The 17,948-nt window shown below is 69.5% G+C and carries 11 protein-coding genes, 1 pseudogene and 3 CRISPR repeat arrays; of the genes and pseudogenes, 9 read left to right on the top strand and 3 right to left on the bottom strand.

The genetic code is table 11. The annotated features are described in order from the left end of the window. Positions 1-25 precede the first annotated feature (25 nt). Positions 26-1,630 (bottom strand): type I-E CRISPR-associated protein Cse1/CasA, encoded by a 1,605-nt coding sequence (gene casA / locus ABZ899_RS34920; RefSeq protein WP_361354479.1) that lies wholly within the window; start codon positions 1,628-1,630, stop codon positions 26-28. Positions 1,631-2,261: 631 nt separating this feature from the next. Then, positions 2,262-4,302: a CRISPR direct-repeat array (repeat unit 29 nt; unit sequence GTCCTCCCCGCCGACGCGGGGGTGTTCCG). A 37-nt stretch (positions 4,303-4,339) separates the two neighbouring features. Between casA and ABZ899_RS34915 the strand changes: the two genes are divergently transcribed. Together ABZ899_RS34915 and ABZ899_RS34910 are read left to right on the top strand one after the other, a co-directional pair. Continuing rightward, on the top strand, positions 4,340-4,567 hold the full coding sequence (locus ABZ899_RS34915) for an ATP-binding protein (protein ID WP_361354556.1): 228 nt from the start codon (positions 4,340-4,342) through the stop codon (positions 4,565-4,567). A gap of 65 nt (positions 4,568-4,632) precedes the next feature. Then, positions 4,633-4,986 (top strand): hypothetical protein, encoded by a 354-nt coding sequence (locus ABZ899_RS34910; RefSeq protein ID WP_361354476.1) that lies wholly within the window; start codon positions 4,633-4,635, stop codon positions 4,984-4,986. 114 nt (positions 4,987-5,100) lie between these two features. Next, positions 5,101-5,678: direct repeats of the CRISPR family, unit length 29 nt; unit sequence GTCCTCCCCGCCGACGCGGGGGTGTTCCG. Between the two features lie 155 nt (positions 5,679-5,833). Here the strand turns inward: ABZ899_RS34910 and ABZ899_RS34905 are convergent. Then, positions 5,834-5,968 (bottom strand): annotated as a pseudogene (locus ABZ899_RS34905) (PhzF family phenazine biosynthesis protein); the annotation flags it as partial. Positions 5,969-6,261: 293 nt separating this feature from the next. On the opposite strand from ABZ899_RS34905, the gene ABZ899_RS34900 reads away from it, so the two are divergent. The 6 genes from ABZ899_RS34900 to ABZ899_RS34875 all read left to right on the top strand — a co-directional run bounded on the left by ABZ899_RS34900 (position 6,262) and on the right by ABZ899_RS34875 (position 14,072). Next, entirely contained in the window at positions 6,262-6,732 is a 471-nt protein-coding gene (locus tag ABZ899_RS34900; RefSeq protein ID WP_361354473.1) for a hypothetical protein, read from the top strand. An 856-nt stretch (positions 6,733-7,588) separates the two neighbouring features. Further along, positions 7,589-7,921, top strand: coding sequence for a hypothetical protein (locus ABZ899_RS34895; RefSeq protein ID WP_361354470.1), 333 nt, complete (start codon positions 7,589-7,591; stop codon positions 7,919-7,921). A 3-nt stretch (positions 7,922-7,924) separates the two neighbouring features. After that, positions 7,925-8,560: a sigma-70 family RNA polymerase sigma factor gene (locus tag ABZ899_RS34890; protein WP_361354467.1), complete on the top strand. Its 636-nt coding sequence runs from the start codon at positions 7,925-7,927 to the stop codon at positions 8,558-8,560. Between the two features lie 3 nt (positions 8,561-8,563). Beyond that, the gene (locus ABZ899_RS34885; RefSeq protein WP_361354464.1) at positions 8,564-9,178 is read left to right on the top strand and encodes a hypothetical protein; all 615 of its coding nucleotides are present in this window, start codon (positions 8,564-8,566) and stop codon (positions 9,176-9,178) included. Between the two features lie 200 nt (positions 9,179-9,378). Further along, positions 9,379-10,498: a CRISPR direct-repeat array (repeat unit 29 nt; unit sequence GTCCTCCCCGCCGACGCGGGGGTGTTCCG). 2,177 nt (positions 10,499-12,675) lie between these two features. Further along, entirely contained in the window at positions 12,676-13,437 is a 762-nt protein-coding gene (locus tag ABZ899_RS34880) for a Crp/Fnr family transcriptional regulator (RefSeq protein WP_361354461.1), read from the top strand. Between the two features lie 101 nt (positions 13,438-13,538). Then, on the top strand, positions 13,539-14,072 hold the full coding sequence (locus tag ABZ899_RS34875; protein WP_361354459.1) for a hypothetical protein: 534 nt from the start codon (positions 13,539-13,541) through the stop codon (positions 14,070-14,072). A gap of 384 nt (positions 14,073-14,456) precedes the next feature. Here ABZ899_RS34875 and ABZ899_RS34870 read toward each other — a convergent pair whose 3' ends face one another. Beyond that, positions 14,457-17,036 carry a Helicase associated domain protein gene (locus ABZ899_RS34870; RefSeq protein WP_361354456.1) on the bottom strand — a complete coding sequence of 860 codons (2,580 nt, stop codon included), beginning with the start codon at positions 17,034-17,036 and terminating at the stop codon, positions 14,457-14,459. A 287-nt stretch (positions 17,037-17,323) separates the two neighbouring features. Here ABZ899_RS34870 and ABZ899_RS34865 point away from each other — a divergent pair, with 287 nt between their 5' ends. After that, a complete protein-coding gene (locus ABZ899_RS34865) occupies positions 17,324-17,515 on the top strand; it encodes a hypothetical protein (RefSeq protein WP_344409272.1) in 192 nt (63 codons plus the stop codon). Positions 17,516-17,948: the final 433 nt, after the last annotated feature.

Below are 17,948 nucleotides of genomic sequence, written 5' to 3'. Positions count from 1 at the left end.
CGAAACTCTTTCTCGTGAGCGCTGATCAGGTGGTCTTCTTCGTGGACCGCCGGGTCTTGGGGTGAGTGAGGATCGCTCGCGCATGGGCGATGGGAATGAGGCCCGCAGGCGTGGCGGCGTCAGCGCGGGTGGCGTCGTCGTACAAGGTGATGGCAAGCGACCGCAGTTGCGGGTCGGTACCGTCGCTGATGGCCTGCCAGAAGCGGCTGTCGGTGCGGTCCCAGTAGACGGCGATCGTGTCGTGAGTCCAGGGGCACTCGGAGCGCGGGTCGGGACTCATCGCGTTCCACGCAGACCGCAGAGCAGCAGCCAAGGCCTTTGCGCTCTCCTCGGCCTTCTGGCGGGTCGATGTGACTCGGGCAGCCTTTTCGGGGTGGCGGCCGGATGTGTAGTCGGCGACCACGACCGGCGTGACCTGCTCGAACCAGATCTCTTCTTTCTCCTGCTTGTCCTGGTGACAGGCGAGAGCTCGGGCACGGATGGGGCCGAGGTGGTCGAGGGCTTCGGCGGGCAGGGTGTCGAGCAGCCGGATCCACGCGGGCGGAGTGGTGGCCGAGATCGTGGTGTCGCCGGGGCGCCGGATATGAATGAGGGAGTCAAAGTCCCGCACGAGGGCGCGTGCGTGGTTGGCGCGGACAGGTCCCCCCTTGGCACGGTTGATCAAGAACGGGTCCTCCGCTGCCGTGACGGCCTCAGACGCTACTTCCAGAGCCTTCTTCGCGCCGGCATCCTTCAAGGCACTGGGTACCGGGGTCCGCCAAGCTGCCCAGACGGCAGTGATCTGGCCGGTAGTCGGATCGGTACGGGTCAGAGTGGCGTGCGCGGCCCGGTTGATCAGCCGGGACACCGGCCCGGTGGGCAGTTCGGGCCGGAGGGGATCCGGAAGGGCGACCTGCTCCCACTCGGGCAGGTCCGGTCCGGTGACCGGAATGTCGGTGGGGTGGGGAGCCGACAGCAGGAGATTGGTGTATTCGTTGCCGCTCTCGGGATGCCAGGAGATGGCAGACCGGAGCGGAGCAGCGGCCATGGACTTATGCGTGACGCCGTTGTGGCTGCGGTTCGCCCCGAGCCCGCACGGGCCGTACTGCCGCCACGCGAGGACCCACCAGAAAGCCTCGTGCGGCGTGACGGGGGCAGCCTGCGGAGTCCGGTCCAGCCAGGGCTGATTGTTCCCGGACGCCCGGGTCATGACGAGCTTGGCCGGCGGAGCCGGGTCGCCGCACTCTGCTGCGAGGCGCGGGTCTTGGAGGAACGGTCGCTCGGGGTCATCCAAGTTGAACCGGTGAGCCCACTTGGTGTTGTAGGCGTCCACCTCTGCGAGGTTGAGGTGGCCCTGGCGGAAAAGTTCGTCCCAGCGGTCGTCCCACGCGTCGGGGTCGGCTATGTCGAGGCCGCTGATGCGGATGAACAGTGCCACAAGGAGCCGGCGCAGGGCGGAGGAGACGGCAACATTGGGGATGTCGAGCGTGCCGAGGTGCGCGGCCGCGAGCATCTCGCCCAGCGGGGTAAGGGTCGTGAGGCCCGGAGCAGCGGCGGGCAGCGCACCAGGCGCCAGGCGCGCGAGTTCGGTGCGGTCGGCGTCGTGGTGCCACTTCATCGGCACACACGGCGACATCATCACGTTGAACACAGAAAGTAGCTCCAGCCAGGACGGTAGCCCCCAGGAAGCCGGGAGCCAAAAAGCGTCAACTACCGAGCAAACGACACGTGTTGACCTGCTGTCAGATCAGCAACAGGGTCAACATAAAGAGAGATAAGACGGGCGCGCAAGCGACTGCCTCAACTGTCAGTGGCGACCTGTATGGTGGCCGCGGCAGCGGTCCGCACATCAGAACTGGCCTTCAGAAGAGCCCAAATCTAAGGTGAACGTGGAATCCGTGGAAGTGGACGTTGTGGGCTCGTACTATTGCTGATGCGTCCCGCCAGCACCTTGATAAATGAAATGAAAATCGCCGACAACGGTGCAGGTCAGGAAGTTTTCGCTCCGCGCGCGAAGGTCACGCGGATCGAATGACCGCCCTTATTATCGGCCGCTCCGCGCACGCGGAGGTCACCTGGTCGCGCATGCGGACAGCGGTTGCGGTCGCCGCGACATAGACCAGGCCCAGCCGTCGGCCTTCGCCTATGTCCGCGATGTGAAATCAACAACCATGGTCAGTTAGTTGCCCGCCGAAGCACAGGCCCCCTCCACCACGCAGCCCACGTTCTCTCCGAGCGCGGGGTAGCTCTTGATCTTCCCGGACCATAAGCCCGCCGGCAGCGTTGTCTCCGCGCCCGCGGGGGTGGCTCCCGTGCGTTGCCGTCCGTGTTGGCCTCGTTGGGGTGTCCCCGCGCCCGCGGGGGTGCTCCGCCCTGCTTGGTGGTGTCCGAGCCGTCGATCGCGTCCTCCCCGCCGACGCGGGGGTGTTCCGTAGAAGACGCTGCCCGTCCCCCAGATCCCGAAGTCCTCCTCGCCGACGCGGGGGTGTTCCGAACAAGGGCCAGGCCATTGCCGTCGACCGCGGGTCCTCCCCGCCGACGCGGGGGTGTTCCGGTGTGGATGGGCGACCTGTCGGCGGCGCCAGAGTCCTCCCCGCCGACGCGGGGGTGTTCCGCAAGGACGTGCGTGGTCCCGTTGGACATGGCCGTCCTCCCCGCCGACGCGGGGGTGTTCCGTCGGACCCCTTCTTCGCCGTGACCGCCGGGTCGTCCTCCCCGCCGACGCGGGGGTGTTCCGAAGGAAGCGTCGCTGTTGAAGTCCGTGGACAAGTCCTCCCCGCCGACGCGGGGGTGTTCCGTCGGGTTTGCTCTGGCCCCGCCGCGGCGTGATGTCCTCCCCGCCGACGCGGGGGTGTTCTGTCAGAGAAGTCCCGGATCGTCGGGCGAGTGGCGTCCTCCCCGCCGACGCGGGGGTGTTCCGGATTCGATCCCGGCGCTGATGATGGCCGACGAGTCCTCCCCGCCGGCGCGGGGGTGTTCCGATGACGGTGGCCGACTGGCTCGACCGCTGGATGTCCTCCCCGCCGACGCGGGGGTGTTCCGCCATCATCCGCCTCGTTGTAGACGGCCGTGTTGTCCTGCCCGCCGACGCGGGGGTGTTCCGGCCACGAGCGACAGGATCACGGCGGTGCTCAGGTCCTCCCCGCCGACGCGGGGGTGTTCCGTGGGCTACATCCGGTTCAGGCTCACCAAGCACGTCCTCCCCGCCGACGCGGGGGTGTTCCGCAGCAGGGGTGGGGGGCGTGGGAGGGGAAGACGTCCTCCCCGCCGACGCGGGGGTGTTCCGGCACGCACCCGTCGCGCCGCGACGTGTGGGAAGTCCTCCCCGCCGACGCGGGGGTGTTCCGCAGGCCGATGACCTCGGCGAGCAGCTGGAGCAGTCCTCCCCGCCGACGCGGGGGTGTTCCGATCCGGGAGGACAGCATCGGCTCGCGGCGCAGGTCCTCCCCGCCGACGCGGGGGTGTTCCGGACCCTACCCGCGTGACGAGATGCCGGACTAGGTCCTCCCCGCCGACGCGGGGGTGTTCCGACAGACCCGGCCTCCCTCCGCCACAGGTGGCCGTCCTCCCCGCCGACGCGGGGGTGTTCCGACATCCCGGACGGAGAGGTGGTAGTGCCGATCGTCCTCCCCGCCGACGCGGGGGTGTTCCGACTGGCGGCCTGGCCGGAAGGACGACCCCAACGTCCTCCCCGCCGACGCGGGGGTGTTCCGCCCCGGCGAAGGCGAAGGGCAAGCAGTCGCAGGTCCTCCCCGCCGACGCGGGGGTGTTCCGGTGGCCACCGTCTCGCAGGACGAGTTGTGGCTGTCCTCCCCGCCGACGCGGGGGTGTTCCGCCGTCCAGCCCTCAGAATCCGAGCGCGTTGCAGTCCTCCCCGCCGACGCGGGGGTGTTCCGTCCTGGTACAGGTACAGATCCTCGACCGTGCCGTCCTCCCCGCCGACGCGGGGGTGTTCCGCCGTTCACCACGCTCGCCGTGGGTGTCGCGCTGTCCTCCCCGCCGACGCGGGGGTGTTCCGGAACTACGCCCCTAGGTCTGGGGCCATCCCCGGTCCTCCCCGCCGACGCGGGGGTGTTCCGGCGGAGGGTCGAGCGAGCGCAACCGGGACCAGGTCCTCCCCGCCGACGCGGGGGTGTTCCGGCGGAGGGTCGAGCGAGCGCAACCGGGACCAGGTCCTCCCCGCCGACGCGGGGGTGGTCCGCGTGAACGCCTCCGCCAGGAAGATCACGTCGGGTCCTCCCCGCCGACGCGGGGGTGTTCCGCCCGCAGAGAAGACAGGAGAGCAGACGTGAGCGTCCTCCCCGCCGACGCGGGGGTGTTCCGCCGACGCCTTCAGCAACGATGTCGCCGCCCAGCGAACCTGTTCTTCCAGCTCATCGCGTCCCGCTACGAACAGGGCTCGGTCATGGTGACCTCGAACCTGCCCTTCGGGCGCTGGGGAGAGACCTTCTCCGACGACGTCGTGGCCGCCGCGATGATCGACCGCCTGGTCCACCACGCCGAGGTCCTCACCCTCACCGGCGACTCCTACCGCACCCGCCAACGACGCGAACTCCTCGCCAAGGAGAACCGCGCACACCGCGACTGAACCGACCCGAGTGGGACTGGCCAATTCAGTTGGCCAGCCGGGCACCGGCCCGGCAGGGTTGGCGCATGACACGCGACGACCTCTCCGAGATGCTCGCCGAGCAGACGCCGGCTTGCGGCCCAGCGCGCGAAGTCCTGCTCTCCGGAGGCACCTTCGAGGTCTGGGACGGCCTGGTCCCCGCTGATCGACTCTTCCACACCTACCGGACCCGGCTCCGGATCACTCAGAAGCGCGGGGTCGCGACACTCGGCCTCATCGAGACCGTCGAGATCCTTGAGCAAGCCGGAGACCAAGCCATGCGCATCGGCATGGTCAAGACGGCGGACCGAGCCTGGGCGTTCATGCTCTTCCTCGACGCCGCAGCCACGACGGTGCTGGCCTGCGCCCGCGGCGGACGCGTCCAGCTGGAAGACGACTGACAGAAGGATTGCGCGCTCAGCAGGCTGGTGCGCTCACACACCAGAGGGGTCACTTTTCAGAGACCCAACGGGGGTCAAAATTCAGAGATCGTTGACAACAGAAACCCACTGGCAGTCCTCCCCGCCGACGCGGGGGTGTTCCGAAGCTCATCCTGCGGGTCATGCGCCTCACCCGGTCCTCCCCGCCGACGCGGGGGTGTTCCGCTGCCACGGCCCGCATGGATGGTCGCGTTCCCGTCCTCCCCGCCGACGCGGGGGTGTTCCGGCAGCGACGTCCCGCACGCTGTAGGCGCGGCCGTCCTCCCCGCCGACGCGGGGGTGTTCCGCTCGAATTTCAGCGCCGTGGGGCACCCCATCTGTCCTCCCCGCCGACGCGGGGGTGTTCCGTGTCCATCCCCGTGGCTCTGGCTACGGGCACCGTCCTCCCCGCCGACGCGGGGGTGTTCCGCTGAGCCAGGTGTCGGCGTCGTTCTCGGGGCCGTCCTCCCCGCCGACGCGGGGGTGTTCCGCCGGACGGCGTGTACGTCCTGCATTGGCTGGAGTCCTCCCCGCCGACGCGGGGGTGTTCCGTTCCGCAAGTTCAGGAACCTCGGCGGTCCGGGGTCCTCCCCGCCGACGCGGGGGTGTTCCGGAACCCGAGATGCCCATCTCCCGAGTGACGAAGTCCTCCCCGCCGACGCGGGGGTGTTCCTTCGGCTTCACGGCAGGCGGCGGGGCGAGCAGGGGGGTGTCGGTGGCGTCAGTGCGAGCCTCGGCGGCCCTCACGCGGGGCAGGCCGTCAGCGCGGCTGGTGTCCGTGCCGGAGGGCAAGGCGTCGGGGAATCTGCGGGACGGCGCCCTCGACAAACACCGGGCCCTCGCGGGCCCCGGTGTCGTGCAGGACGTGGGCCGTGGCGAGGGTGGCGTGGCCGCACAGGGCCACCTCGGCGGCGGGGGTGAACCAGCGCAGCGCCCAGTCGGCCTCGCCGCCCTCGGGCAGCCGGGACCGCCGCCCGCCTCCGCACCGTTTTCCCGATCCTGGGCAGCCCGGCCGGCCTCGCCGCCGAAGCAACCGTGTGCGCCCGACTGCTCCAGACCGTGGCTCGCGGCGACACCCTCGCCCTCGAAGACCAGCTTCGCATCTGGGCAGAAGAACTGCGCCACCGCTGAAGAGGGCGGTGAGGAACACCGGCGGGTCCGTCACGGCCGGGGCGATCACGACGCCCCCACCCATGACACGTACAACCCCGACCACGGCAGGTCAGCGCCTTCAAGGGCGTGTGCATACTGCTGGTCATGACGTCTGCGCTCGCCACCCGCATCAACGCGATATCCGTGGCGCTGGCAGTGTGCTGGGCGGGCTTCGGAGCTTGTCTGGGCTTTTTCCTGGCCGGCTGGTGGGGGGCCGCGACCGGGGCGGGTGTAGCCGGCCTGGGCGCGGGAGCCGGACTGTTCGTCTACCGCCGCCATCTGGTGGCTTCCCGGCGAGCCGCCGAAACAAGGGGGCACACAGAAGGGACCCGCCGACGCGGTCCTGACCACGCCGCAGTCTTCCCGCTCATCCCTGACGGAGTGAACGAAGAAGAACAACAGGCCCGACGCACCGTCGCCTACCGGCTTGCCGCCTACGACGGCCTGCCCCGTGCGGTTCGGGTGTCGGCCGCTGCGGCGCTGGAGGCCATCGACGAAGGCCAGGACACCGGACGCGCCCAGGCAGCGGTCAAGGCGCTGACGCTCACGGTCTACGACTGCCGCGTCGGCCGCTGACGCACCCAGCTGGCGGGAGAGGCGACGTGGACGCAGTCGAGCTCGGGCGTCACCGGGGGTGAGGTCAAGGCGGGCACGGTGCAGGTGTGCGGGGTGGCGCCACCGGCCGGAGGCATCGCGGGCGACATCGACGCCTACTTCCACCACCAGCTCGGGTTCCCACCGGCGTGACGTCCAGCGTCTGCCCCACCCGGCGGAGAACGACCAGCCTGTCCACGGATGACCGCGCCGGGGCGGGAGCGAGTAGTGCGGTCTGGCGCAGGCGGTTGCGCTTCGTCGGAACCGGCAGCGGGACGCGACCAGCGCGTCAACCGCGTCGAACATTTCGGGCATGGAACACATCTCCCGCTCCTACCCCGTCCGTGAACCGTACGTATGGCGTACGGATAGCGTGGAAGAGCTGTATGACTGTGGTCGAACTGCCGCCGCCCGGCCGTCCTGAGCGGGCGCGGCTCTTCCCCGACCAGGCCGAGGCAGTGGAGAGGCTGGTACGGCATCTCCGCCCGGCTTGGTGCTGTTCGTCGTCCCCACAGCCGGCCCAGACAGCGCTGGCCTGGCGCCGCGACGGCCACGCGCACGAAGTTTCCTTCGAAGATCGTTACTGGGCGTGCCTCTCGTAGCGGGCCGGGCGGCGGTCGGCCGGTGAACCGGGCCCGGCGCCAGCGGGGAAGTCACAGTGCGGTTCGTGCCACAGCGCGGCTGTTCGCCCACCATGGCGCAGTGTCACCGGCCGGCTGCTGCAGTCGTGCCGGGTTGCGATCGGGCATCTCCAGCCAGCCCGCTTCCCTTAGCGAGGTCCACTGTTCCCAGACCAGCTCCTTCACCCTGGTGGCCATGGGATCACTTTGTTCCGAAATTGATCGACTTGATCATGCGCGTTTGGGCCCCGTTCTCCGGAATGCTGCGTTGGAGTACTGGTCGAGATCAGCGTTATATCCCCACCGTTCAGGGTGAGTTGACGCTGCGCCGGAAGGAAGGACCGAAGCCTGTGACCGTGAACGATCTGCTTGCCCCTCTGGTGGTGATCACCGCGCTGCGGGTGTCTCTCCCCGATGTGCTGATGGGGATGATGCGCCCGCTGCGGGCCGGGGCCCGCGTCGGCATCGCCGAACTCCTGGGAAGTGAGCAGGCGCCCGCCAGGGGAGGGCTGGCTGCTGTGGCCGTTGCTTCCCGGGATGCGGAGGTCTAGGCGATGGCCAGCCCTGAGGACAGTGGCGCACACGCCAGGCCCGGCTCGTTCCGGAAACTCGACCGGTTGCAGGGCATCCAGTACGAGGTTCCGCCGGGCCTCGACGCCTTCTACGACGCGTACGCCCGGCCGCACCGGGACTTCGCCTTCAAAGTCCTGGGGGACGAAGGCGCCGCCGGGGAAGTCGTCCGAGACCTCTACTCCCACCTCGCCCTCAACTGGGACAGGCTTCGGACCGACGGGTGCAGCCCTGAGCCCTATGCGTGGCGTGTGCTGAAACTGCTTGTGGAGAGTCACCCCCGGCTGACGACCATGCCCGCGGCCGACAGCCTCAGCACAGCGGCCCCGGACGGCCGAAGGTCTCCCGTTCATGACGCCGTCCGGGCCACGCTGTGGAACATGCGCTCCGAGCTGGAGGACGCGGAGTCCCCGCTCGGCCTCTACACAGCCATCGCCGCCCTGCCCGTACGACAGTTCGACGTGGTCATCCTCCACTACGTCATGGGCTACACACAGGACCGTGTCGCCGACATCATGGGGATCACCGTGAGCACCGTGCGCTCCCACCGCCGCCAGGCATACAAACACCTTGCCGTCAAACTCCGTAGCCATCTGGGGGACGACAGGGAGAAGGAGTAGCCCGTGCGCAAGCTCGATGACATCCTCGGACAGGCCAGTGACCCTGGCACGGTCACCGATACGGAACTCGCCGACCTAAAAAAGGAGATTGTCCGCGACGTGACCGCCACGCTCATGTTCGGCGAACTCCCCACGCCCCGGAGCCGCAACCCGGCCCGCCTGGAACAGGCCGCGAGCACCCTCCAGGCTCTATGTCGCGCCATGCTGCGCGACGACGAGGCCGCCGAACACCTGGCGCGCATCGCGGCCAGCCCTGCTGACGCTGAAGGCGCTGTGCGCTTCGGCTGCCTCCTCGACCTCGCCAAGAAGCACGACGGCGCCCTGTGGTGGTGGCAGTTCGCCGCCGGAGCCGGCAACACTACCGCCGCCTACTGCCTGTATCTGTTCCACACCCGCCGAGGCGACCTCCGCGACGCCGCCCACTGGTGGTACCAGCACCGAGCCTTGGGACCCGATCTCGACCTGCCACTCACCGGAATACATACCGAAGCGAGCAACTCCTCCAGGGCACTGCGCCAGGCAGTGGCACGTCTCAGGGTCGAGGAGGCGGCGGGCGAGTTCCACCACCCCGACCACCGCCTCGCCGATCAGATCGAAGACCTGGTCAACTTCTGCTGACCGCTCCAGGCCAACACGCCACCCGACTGAGCCGCCGCGCGCCGGTCGTCCGTCCGGGTTCCGGGACCCGCGCCGCCGGGACCGTTGATGACGTCTGCGCACGCGCTGCCCGGGGCTGCCTCGATGAGCAGGTCGCCGCGCCGCGTGCGCACGTACTCTTCGGCCTGGGCGAACCATGCCTTGTAGTCGGTACGGATTGCGGCGCCGGCGCCGACGCGAGGGTGTTCCGCGTGGTCCTCGCGGGGTACGTCACCACCGACCGTCCTCCCCGCCGACGCGGGGGTGTTCCGCGTGAACGCCTCCGCCAGGAAGATCACGTCGGGTCCTCCCCGCCGACGCGGGGGTGTTCCGCCGGATCCGCCGTCCCCGTACACGGCCTGCAGGTTCTCCCCGCCGACGCGGGGGTGTTCCGGCGACGCGGGACCATCCGATCGAGTGGTGGATGTCCTCCCCGCCGACGCGGGGGTGTTCCGCGCCTGAACAGTGTGAAGAAGCCCGTGCGTACGTCCTCCCCGCCGACGCGGGGGTGTTCCGCCCAACAACCCCCCCGTACGAGGCCGCCAGTCCTCCCCGCCGACGCGGGGGTGTTCCGCCCAACAACCCCCCCGTACGAGGCCGCCAGTCCTCCCCGCCGACGCGGGGGTGTTCCGCACACGTTCGACCCGGACGTGGACGACTCGCGGTCCTCCCCGCCGACGCGGGGGTGTTCCGCCGTTGCGGTCGGTGGAGCAGCCGGTCATCTGGTCCTCCCCGCCGACGCGGGGGTGTTCCGACGCCCAGGGTGTGGGCGGCCTGCAGCTCTTCGTCCTCCCCGCCGACGCGGGGGTGTTCCGCCGGCCCGCGCTGCCGCCTGAGCGGCTGTGAGGTCCTCCCCGCCGACGCGGGGGTGTTCCGCGAACGTCGGCTCCGTGTCCTCGGTGAACGGGGTCCTCCCCGCCGACGCGGGGGTGTTCCGACGACGGCCCCACCGACCCGCAGCCCATCCCCGTCCTCCCCGCCGACGCGGGGGTGTTCCGCCCAACGGACGCATGATCAGAGGCATCCGAGAGTCCTCCCCGCCGACGCGGGGGTGTTCCGGAATCGGAAAGTGTCAATGCCGGGCCACGTGAGTCCTCCCCGCCGACGCAGGGTGTTCCGGCAGCGACCGACGCCGGCGGTACCCCGCCAGCGTCCTCCCCGCCGCCGCGGGGGTGTTCCGGGGTGGCAACCGCGCGGGGGCTGCTACCGGTCGTCCTCCCCGCCGAGGCGGGGGTGTTCCGAAGGCGGACGACAAGGGCGCCGGCGGTATCGGGTCCTCCCCGCCGACGCGGGGGTGTTCTTGAGCGCCGGCGGCGCTGGGGCGCACTGCCCAGCGGCTCGCGTCCGTCGGCGAGGGCGTGCGCGAGCTGGTTGAACGTCGCAGCCGGGGGCAGCGGCGCAACCCCGTCCCCGTACCGCTCGGCCGGCAGCCGCCCGGTGTACACCCGAAGCCGTCCCAGCGTCCCGCTGGAGCGCTCCCGCCCCGCCTGCAGAGCCTCCTGCAGGGTGGCCACCACCCGCTCGTCCGCACGCCTCGGCGTATTGCGCGGCCGGGTGGCCCGGTGGTCCACCGGCCCCCCTCCCTCTCCCGGCGGTAGGGCCCGCATTCGCCGCACCGTCACCACACTGGCGGCCGGGCCGGCCGCCGACTGCTTTGCCGCCTTCGCCTCCTCGCGCTGCGGCGGCGTCCGCGTCCGCGGGTCGTACTGCGCCCGCGGCGGACCTGCCGCGCCCGGCCCGGCCGGCGGTGGACGTCGACTGCGCCCGGGTGGTGCTGCAGCACGGGTGTTGCCCTCGGCGAGGGCGACCCGTCGGCGTGGTGCGCGTAGTGGTGCGGGATGACCGCAGCAGCGCTGATGCGCAGGACGGCATCCACCCCACTGCCCTCCCCTCGCTCGCTGACAGAGGTCCGGCCGCCGGTCGGCCGGTCTGTCCGCCACTGGGCGGACCGACGCCGACGGGAGAGGTACGTCCTCACCCGCAGGGGCGAGGTGCAGGCCGGGAGAGGCTGTTCGTCTTGCCGTCGTGCGTCCGTTGTCGGCCCGGCGGCGAGGTCAGGGCCGCCGGTGCCGCGGCGCTGTCCTGCCTGAGCAGCTGTCGGCAGGCGGTCAGTGCTTGGTTCGCCAGCGGCTTCGGTGTCCCGTGCGGTGCAGGGCTCGCCACGCGGGACTGTGTCCGTCGGGTTGGTCGTTGGGTGCGGGGTGGGGCTCGGCGGGGGCACGGGAGCAGGGGAGGGGGTGGTGGGGCACGTGTGGGGGCGCACAAGGCGGCGCGCGCGCCTGGTCGAACGGAAGTTCTGCGGTGTTCGGCCGTGGGGGCAGGTGACTTGACGGCTGGTGAGTGGTGCGAGCGGGGTATCTACAGAGCGACTGACGGGGAGGTGTTTTTGCCGTTTAGTCGACATGACGCAGCCCTGAATTCTACGCACCGGTTGCTTGTGTGCGATTCTTGTTCGTTGACGCTTTTAACTTTGTCCGGCGCTCTCTAATTCGGCCTGGAATAACCGGTCGCCATTCCGGTTCTACCCGGGTTGCGAATGCGGGTGCATTACCTTGGGATGGTCTGTACTTGGTCCGTAATGGCGCCACTCAGGGAACGTGTGTTCGTATCGGGCTTGCGTAGATCCGTATAAAAATTAGACCAGCTCGGTTCTGGCTGTGGTTCGGGCGGAAACCGCCCTGGTGTGATCAGCGACGCTCTGTGGATATGCCCGGCCGATACCTATTGGTCCGTCAAAACCCCATATAAGGGAGCTATGGGCCTAATGCCGCATAGACGGACCCCGTTGGCGGCCGCGTGCGCGCCGGCTGCCCCCCGAGGATGTGGTAGCGAAAATCCCCACTCATAGGGGGGATTCGGTCGGTGTATGGGTGACTGGGCTGCCATGCCGCAGTTCTTGGTGCAGACTGGTTCACGGTCCTGAGCCTTTGGTGGGTCCAGGCCCCTTTCCGGAGGCCTCGGGGTGGTGCCCGAGGCCTCCAGTATTTTTTTGCCTCCGCCCCCGGTGGGCGTCGAGCGGCGCGAGGGAATTCGCGGCCCATTGTGTGCGCCTTATCCGGTGAATACTTATGTCACTTAAAAGTGTGTGATCTGTATCACATTGGAACCGTGTTGGGCAATATTGCGTCCGGATTCCCCAGCGCTGGGGACTTTCTCTTTACGCGGCGGATGCGGCTGTGATCCATAGGCCCGACCGAGTAACGTGTGATACGTCAACGCTTCATCGGTACTGCTCCCGAGGTCTCACCAGCCGTCGACGGGGCGGGAAGAGGCGCTGGACCCACCACTCGCCTTGTTGTTCGGCTCGAAGGGAGCTCAGGACAGATGAACCCCGCCGTCATGCGCGGCGACGCCTCCCGTACTGCGTGCATATCCCAGTTACCTCATCACAGGTACCTGGACCGCCGTCACCCCCCGTGCCCGCGCGCGATGTCCGCGCGGGCCGGCAGCGGCACCCTGGCGCGACAGGCGGGCTGCTGATGGCGTCCCCCACCCCGCGGATCGACGCGTTCAACCCCTCCGGCGTCCTGGCCGGCAAGCGGCGCATGCCGGAAGGCACCTTCCTGCGCTACCTGCCGGGCAACAGCTGGTCGCGGTCCATCCGCGATCGCCTCACCAGCCGCATCTTCAACCAGGGCGACACGCTCCCTCTGGGCCCGAAGCACCAGACCGTCTACATCGTCCTGGGCGGCTGCCTCGTACAGGAACGCTTCCCCTTCGGCACCGGCAAGGACGCTCCCGTCGTGGTCCGCTTCCGCGGCGCGGGCGACTTCCTCGGCGAAGCGAAGCTGATAGAGCCGGCCGCTCACGTGCGCACCGTCTGCCTCAGCACCACCTGGGTCATGACGTGCCCCCTGCGGCGCATGAAAGTCCTGCTCAACCGCCACCCGGAGGCAGAACTCGCCCTGCTGCGCAGCCTGGAGGCCCGCAACCGCAGCGACGAGAAAATCTACTGCACCGCCGACCGTCCACCACTGGACCGGGTCAGCACCCTGCTGCTGCACCTCGCCCGCACCGCCGGTACCCGCAACCCCGAAGCCCCGGGCCAGATCGTGATCGACGGCCCTCGCCAGTCCGACCTGGCCCGGGCTCTGCTCCTCGGCCAGTCGACGGTGGAGAACGCAGTCGCCGAGCTGAGACGCGAACACCGCGTGATCGCCAGCAACTACCGCCAGCTCATCGTCACCGACATAGCCCGACTCGAACGCATCGTCACACCCGTACCGCCCGAGACGGAGTGACCTCCACGGTCACCCGCCCGATGCACCACGCACTTTGATCCTGCAGCGTCGCAGGCCCCGAGGGGGGAGGCCGCGCAACGCCCCGACGAAGGAACGACCCGATGACCCTCAGCTCCACCACCCTGGCCTTCGGCACCGCCGCCGGATCCCTCCTGGTGGCCGCGCTGGTCGGCGCCATAACATGCGCTGTGGCCATCCTCGGCTACCGGCACACCCGCCGCCTCTTCATCTTGATGAAGACCAAGCAACTGGTCGAGGACAACGCCAAGGACCTCGCGAGCGTGACCTCCCGCCTGGAGGAGATCGTCGACAAGCTCTGCGAGTACGCCCAGAAGCCCTGCAAGCCCGAAGACTTCACACCCCTGCGCAAGTACCGCAACCTCATCTCCAACTTCGCCGACCAGTTGGAGATGATCCGGCCTGAACTCAACAAGGTGGTCAAGCAGTTCGACGCCTACCTCGCCAAGCCCGCCCTCACCCCTGCCGGCGAGACTCTCACCCCGCTGCGGCTGGAAGAGGCCCAGGAGCGGGCCATGGAACAGGAGTACGCACGAGTTCAGCTCCACACCGCCGTCAGCGCCGCCCAGCAGAAGATCCGTGCGCTGCAGAGGGTACTGTCGGGCACCGGCAACTGACCCCGACGACCACATGAGGGCCCGGACCGAAAGCGGTCCGGGCCCTCACTGCCGCCGCGAAGGTGCACGCGTCCGTCACGGAACGCGAGGGTTGGGGACCGGGACAGCAGGTAAGCCGCGGGCTGCCCGGAGAGGCCCGCAGCGGTCGTCCATGAGAGCCCGCCGCCGGCTTGCTTGCGCCCGCCCCCGTACACCTACCGGCCCTCGAAGATCTGCGCCCCCTCGGCCTGCGGCTCGACGCGCCATTGCGAGAGCACCCAACGCGTACGCGTTTCGTACGCTTGTCGTACGCCATACATACGCTCCAGTCCGGTACCAGCTGCGTACGCTCTATGTACGCTCCACTTCGTACCAGCTGCGCCTGGCGGCTGAGGGGGGTGGCGGTCAGGTCCAGCGCATGCCGATGGCGGCCAGTTGCTCGATCCGCTCGGGGGAGAGGGTCGCGGCTCTGGAGCGCTGGTTTCCGATCCATGCCCCTAGCCGCAGATGATGCTCCTCCGCCCCTTCCCTGCCGCGGTCGTCGTTCTCGCCGCCGCGGCTGCGGTTCTCGCTGCCGGCGCTGATGGTGATCCGTTCGATGTGCTTCCTTGGGACTCGTAGGTGTCCTTCGCGCTCGTAGAACTGTCGGGCGGCCGCGTAGTTGAGGGCCCATGTGTGGGCTTGGCTGCGTCGCGGCGTGGGTTTCTCGTCGTCGCCGGCGGGCCGGATGCCGAGGATGTGCTCGCACAGCCACTGCTGGGCGCCGGTGAGCTTGTCGAAGCCGAGCTGCTGTGCGCGCACCCACCGTCCGAGGTCCTCACCTTGGTGCACGACCACGCCCGGCGACGTGGACAGCTGGCCACCGGCCTGCAGATGCTGCCGGACCAGGTGGAAGCAGCGTTGCCAGTCGATCGGCCAGGCAGGGCACCAGGCGGGGTCGATTTCGTCGAGCTGCTCGCGCCGCTCCTGGGAGAGCGCGCCGACCGCCGTCTGAACGGGCAGGCCTTCGGCGCGCCGCTGTTCGTTCTCCTCCGCTCGCCGGGCGGCGGCGCGTGCGTTCTTCAGAAAGAGCCCTACCCGGTATCCCTGGTGGGTGGCGTCGGTGGGGGCCAGGAGGTGCCCACGCTCCTGCGCCCATCCGCGGGCGGCGGCGAGTCCTTCGTCCCAGGCGACGTCGTACTGCGACCAGACCATGCCCAGGGCGTCGAGCTGCGCCACGCGCTCAGGACTCATGCCGCCGCGGGCGTAAGTCCTTCGGGCGTCGGCGATCCACTGCCCGAGGGGGAAAGCGGCGAGCGAGGCGGGCCACCCCTCGGCCTCAGCCGCCTGGCCGCAGCCGGGCACCCGGTAGGTGAACGGTACGCGGAGGTTGCCGTGGCGCTGATGGTAGAGGGTGGCGGCTTCGATGCCGCGCCGCCAGTGGGCGTGTTCGGGGTTCAGGACACGGAGGTTGATGAAGGCGGCCAGCTGTGCGGGGTCGCGTGGGGTGGAGAACTTCAGCAGCTCCCGGGCCGGCACCGACAGCCGACCCTGCTCATCGACGTCCGAGCCCTCCCCGGCCTCGTCGTTCCCTTCTCCGGAGCGGGTCTGTACGCCCCGTACGCGGCTGCGGGCCTGGGGCTCGGCGAGGGCTTCCACGACGCGGGCGTCGTGGGCACGCAGGGCTTCCAAGAGCCTTGCCAACCCGGCGAACGCCCGGGAGGTGAGCATGCTGTCCACCGTCTCGCCGGGCCCGAGCAGGACCGGCACCACGAGCGAGGCGACCTTGCCCTCACCCGGCCGCACCCGCAGCGCCCGGCCCACGGCCTGGACGAGGTCGGGCATGGAGCCGCGGACATCCGCGAAGTACACAGAGTCGCAGCGGGAGGTATCGATGCCTTCGCCGAGCACCCGCACGGACCCGAGGAACGTCTTCTCCACGACGGTGCCGTCAGCGGCGACTCCCTGGGAGAACTCGTCCAGGACTCGGCGCCGGTGGTGGGGCTTGTGCTCGCCGCACAGCCAGTCGGCCCACACCTCGCGCGGATACAGCCCGGGATCCGCAGCGTGCAGCCGGCCGGCGACGCCCGGCAGGCCGGCCGCGAACGCCTCTGCCTCCTTCACCTGGTGATGGAAGACGAGCGTCCGCCTAAAGCCCTCCTCCGAAGACGCCTTCACCAGGGCGGTCTGCAAAGCGGCGAGCCGCGCCCCGCGCACCTCGTCCGAGCGGGCCTCCATGCCCAGCAGCTGCGCCGCCTGCAGCTGGAGGTCGGTGATGTCCAGGCACACCACCTGGTACGGCGCGCAGATCCCGCGGTCGATCGCCTCGGACAACGTCAGCGTGTAACAGCGGCTGCCGAAGGGCGAGTCGGGGGAGTCCTCCATACTCGCAACCAGCTCTCCCGGTGCGCCCGGTGCGGCCTCGGTGTCCTCGGCGAGTTGCCACAACCGCGGGGTGGCGGTCATGTAGAGCCGGCGCAGCGCGGGGATGCGGGTGTTGTCGTGGACGACCGCCCACGGCCTGCCGATCCTGCCCGAAACCCGGTGCGCCTCGTCTACGACGATCAGGTCCCAGCCCGGAAGGCCGGCCTGGTGGGCGCGTTCCAGCGTGCCGAGCCCGAGGGAGGCGTACGTGGCGAACACGGTGACCTTGTCGAACGGCCGCACCCAGGAGACCAGCTCGCCCACGTCCGTGGTGTTCGGAAAGGACGCCTCCTCCCCGCGCAGGGAGGAGACACCGATCATCGGCCCGGTGCGCCCTCCCTCGCGCCAGGCGGCTTCGGTCTGGGCGAGGAGGTCCAGGGAGGGCACGAGGACCAGGACGCGGCCCGCCCGGAGCTCCTCAGCGCTCCGGGCGGCCACCAGGGTCTTGCCCGATCCGGTGGCCATGATCACCTGGGTCCGCAGGTCCCGCTCGGGCACAGGCGATCTTGCAGGCAATTTGAGCGCCCGGAGTACCGCATCCACGGCTTCCCGCTGATGCGGACGAAGTTCCTTCACAGCCACTACGGTCCAATCCCTCCTGCAGGCCGGACGACAGTCCTCACTCCGCACTACAACCAACTAGCGCCACTGCCAAGGGATTTGGTCGGCAGCCCATCCGTACAACACCGGTCCACGTCTTCGCCCTGGAGCCAAAATGACTCCCCTCCAGCAGGCCACACACTCACAGAGGCACGGCTACTCAATTCCAGACTCTATCCTAGCCACAAAATGAAGCAGACGAACCGAAGAACCAGCACACAAGCTACGGGCAATCCGCATCCATCGCCGCCCACCCGACCAGGAGAGCCATGACCCACAACACCGACAACACTCGAGGCAACCGGTTCTGCAAGGCCTGCGGCACGCCCGCCGAAGACGGGAAGCTGTGCAACCACTGCGGTGCAGTTCTCGACTTCCCCGACCAGGCCGGACTGATCGAGGATCAGGGAGCCGCGATCCGGCGCGACTTCGAAGGCCGCACCGAACAGCAGCACAAGTGACCCCCGAATCGACAGGGGGCCGGCTGAGGTGGCTATGCCGGCCGCGCACCCACTCCCACCTGATGCGCGACCAAGGGGGGAGGCTGCCAGCGTGGCACCCGGCTCAACACAGGAGCCCCCACCCGCTTACTGCTGCCAGCCCGGGCCACGCGGAGCGTGGCCCGTTGCCTTCGCACGCAGTGCGAGGCACACGGTTCGCAGCGCAGCGGAGAACCGACCCAAGTCCCGAGCGAAGCCGGGCCCGGCCGCGCAGCGGCCCGCTCCTGAAGCGCAGCGCAAGGAGCGCCAACTCCAGTGCGAATCACTGGAGTTGTGCGGGAGAGCGAAGCGAGCCCGCTCCGCTTCCGCGGAGCGGAAGCGTGACACCCGCGCGCAGCGCGGGCGCAGCGTCACCACCGGGGTGCCGAAGCTGGCGTGGTAGCTGTCGGCGAGC

It is taken from the genome of Streptomyces sp. NPDC046859 (assembly GCF_040645135.1).
In the GTDB taxonomy this organism is placed as follows: domain Bacteria; phylum Actinomycetota; class Actinomycetes; order Streptomycetales; family Streptomycetaceae; genus Streptomyces.
The sequence above is the reverse complement of the archived record's forward strand: the minus strand, read 5'-3'. Positions and strand labels throughout refer to the sequence as shown.

Excerpts from the sequence above, each read along its gene's own strand:
- ABZ899_RS34910 (WP_361354476.1), top strand. The coding sequence starts at position 4,633 with ATGACACGCGACGACCTCTCCGAGATGCTCGCCGAGCAGACGCCGGCT.
- ABZ899_RS34900 (WP_361354473.1), top strand. The coding sequence starts at position 6,262 with ATGACGTCTGCGCTCGCCACCCGCATCAACGCGATATCCGTGGCGCTG.
- ABZ899_RS34890 (WP_361354467.1), top strand. The coding sequence starts at position 7,925 with ATGGCCAGCCCTGAGGACAGTGGCGCACACGCCAGGCCCGGCTCGTTC.
- ABZ899_RS34880 (WP_361354461.1), top strand. The coding sequence starts at position 12,676 with ATGGCGTCCCCCACCCCGCGGATCGACGCGTTCAACCCCTCCGGCGTC.
- ABZ899_RS34875 (WP_361354459.1), top strand. The coding sequence starts at position 13,539 with ATGACCCTCAGCTCCACCACCCTGGCCTTCGGCACCGCCGCCGGATCC.
- ABZ899_RS34865 (WP_344409272.1), top strand. The coding sequence starts at position 17,324 with ATGACCCACAACACCGACAACACTCGAGGCAACCGGTTCTGCAAGGCC.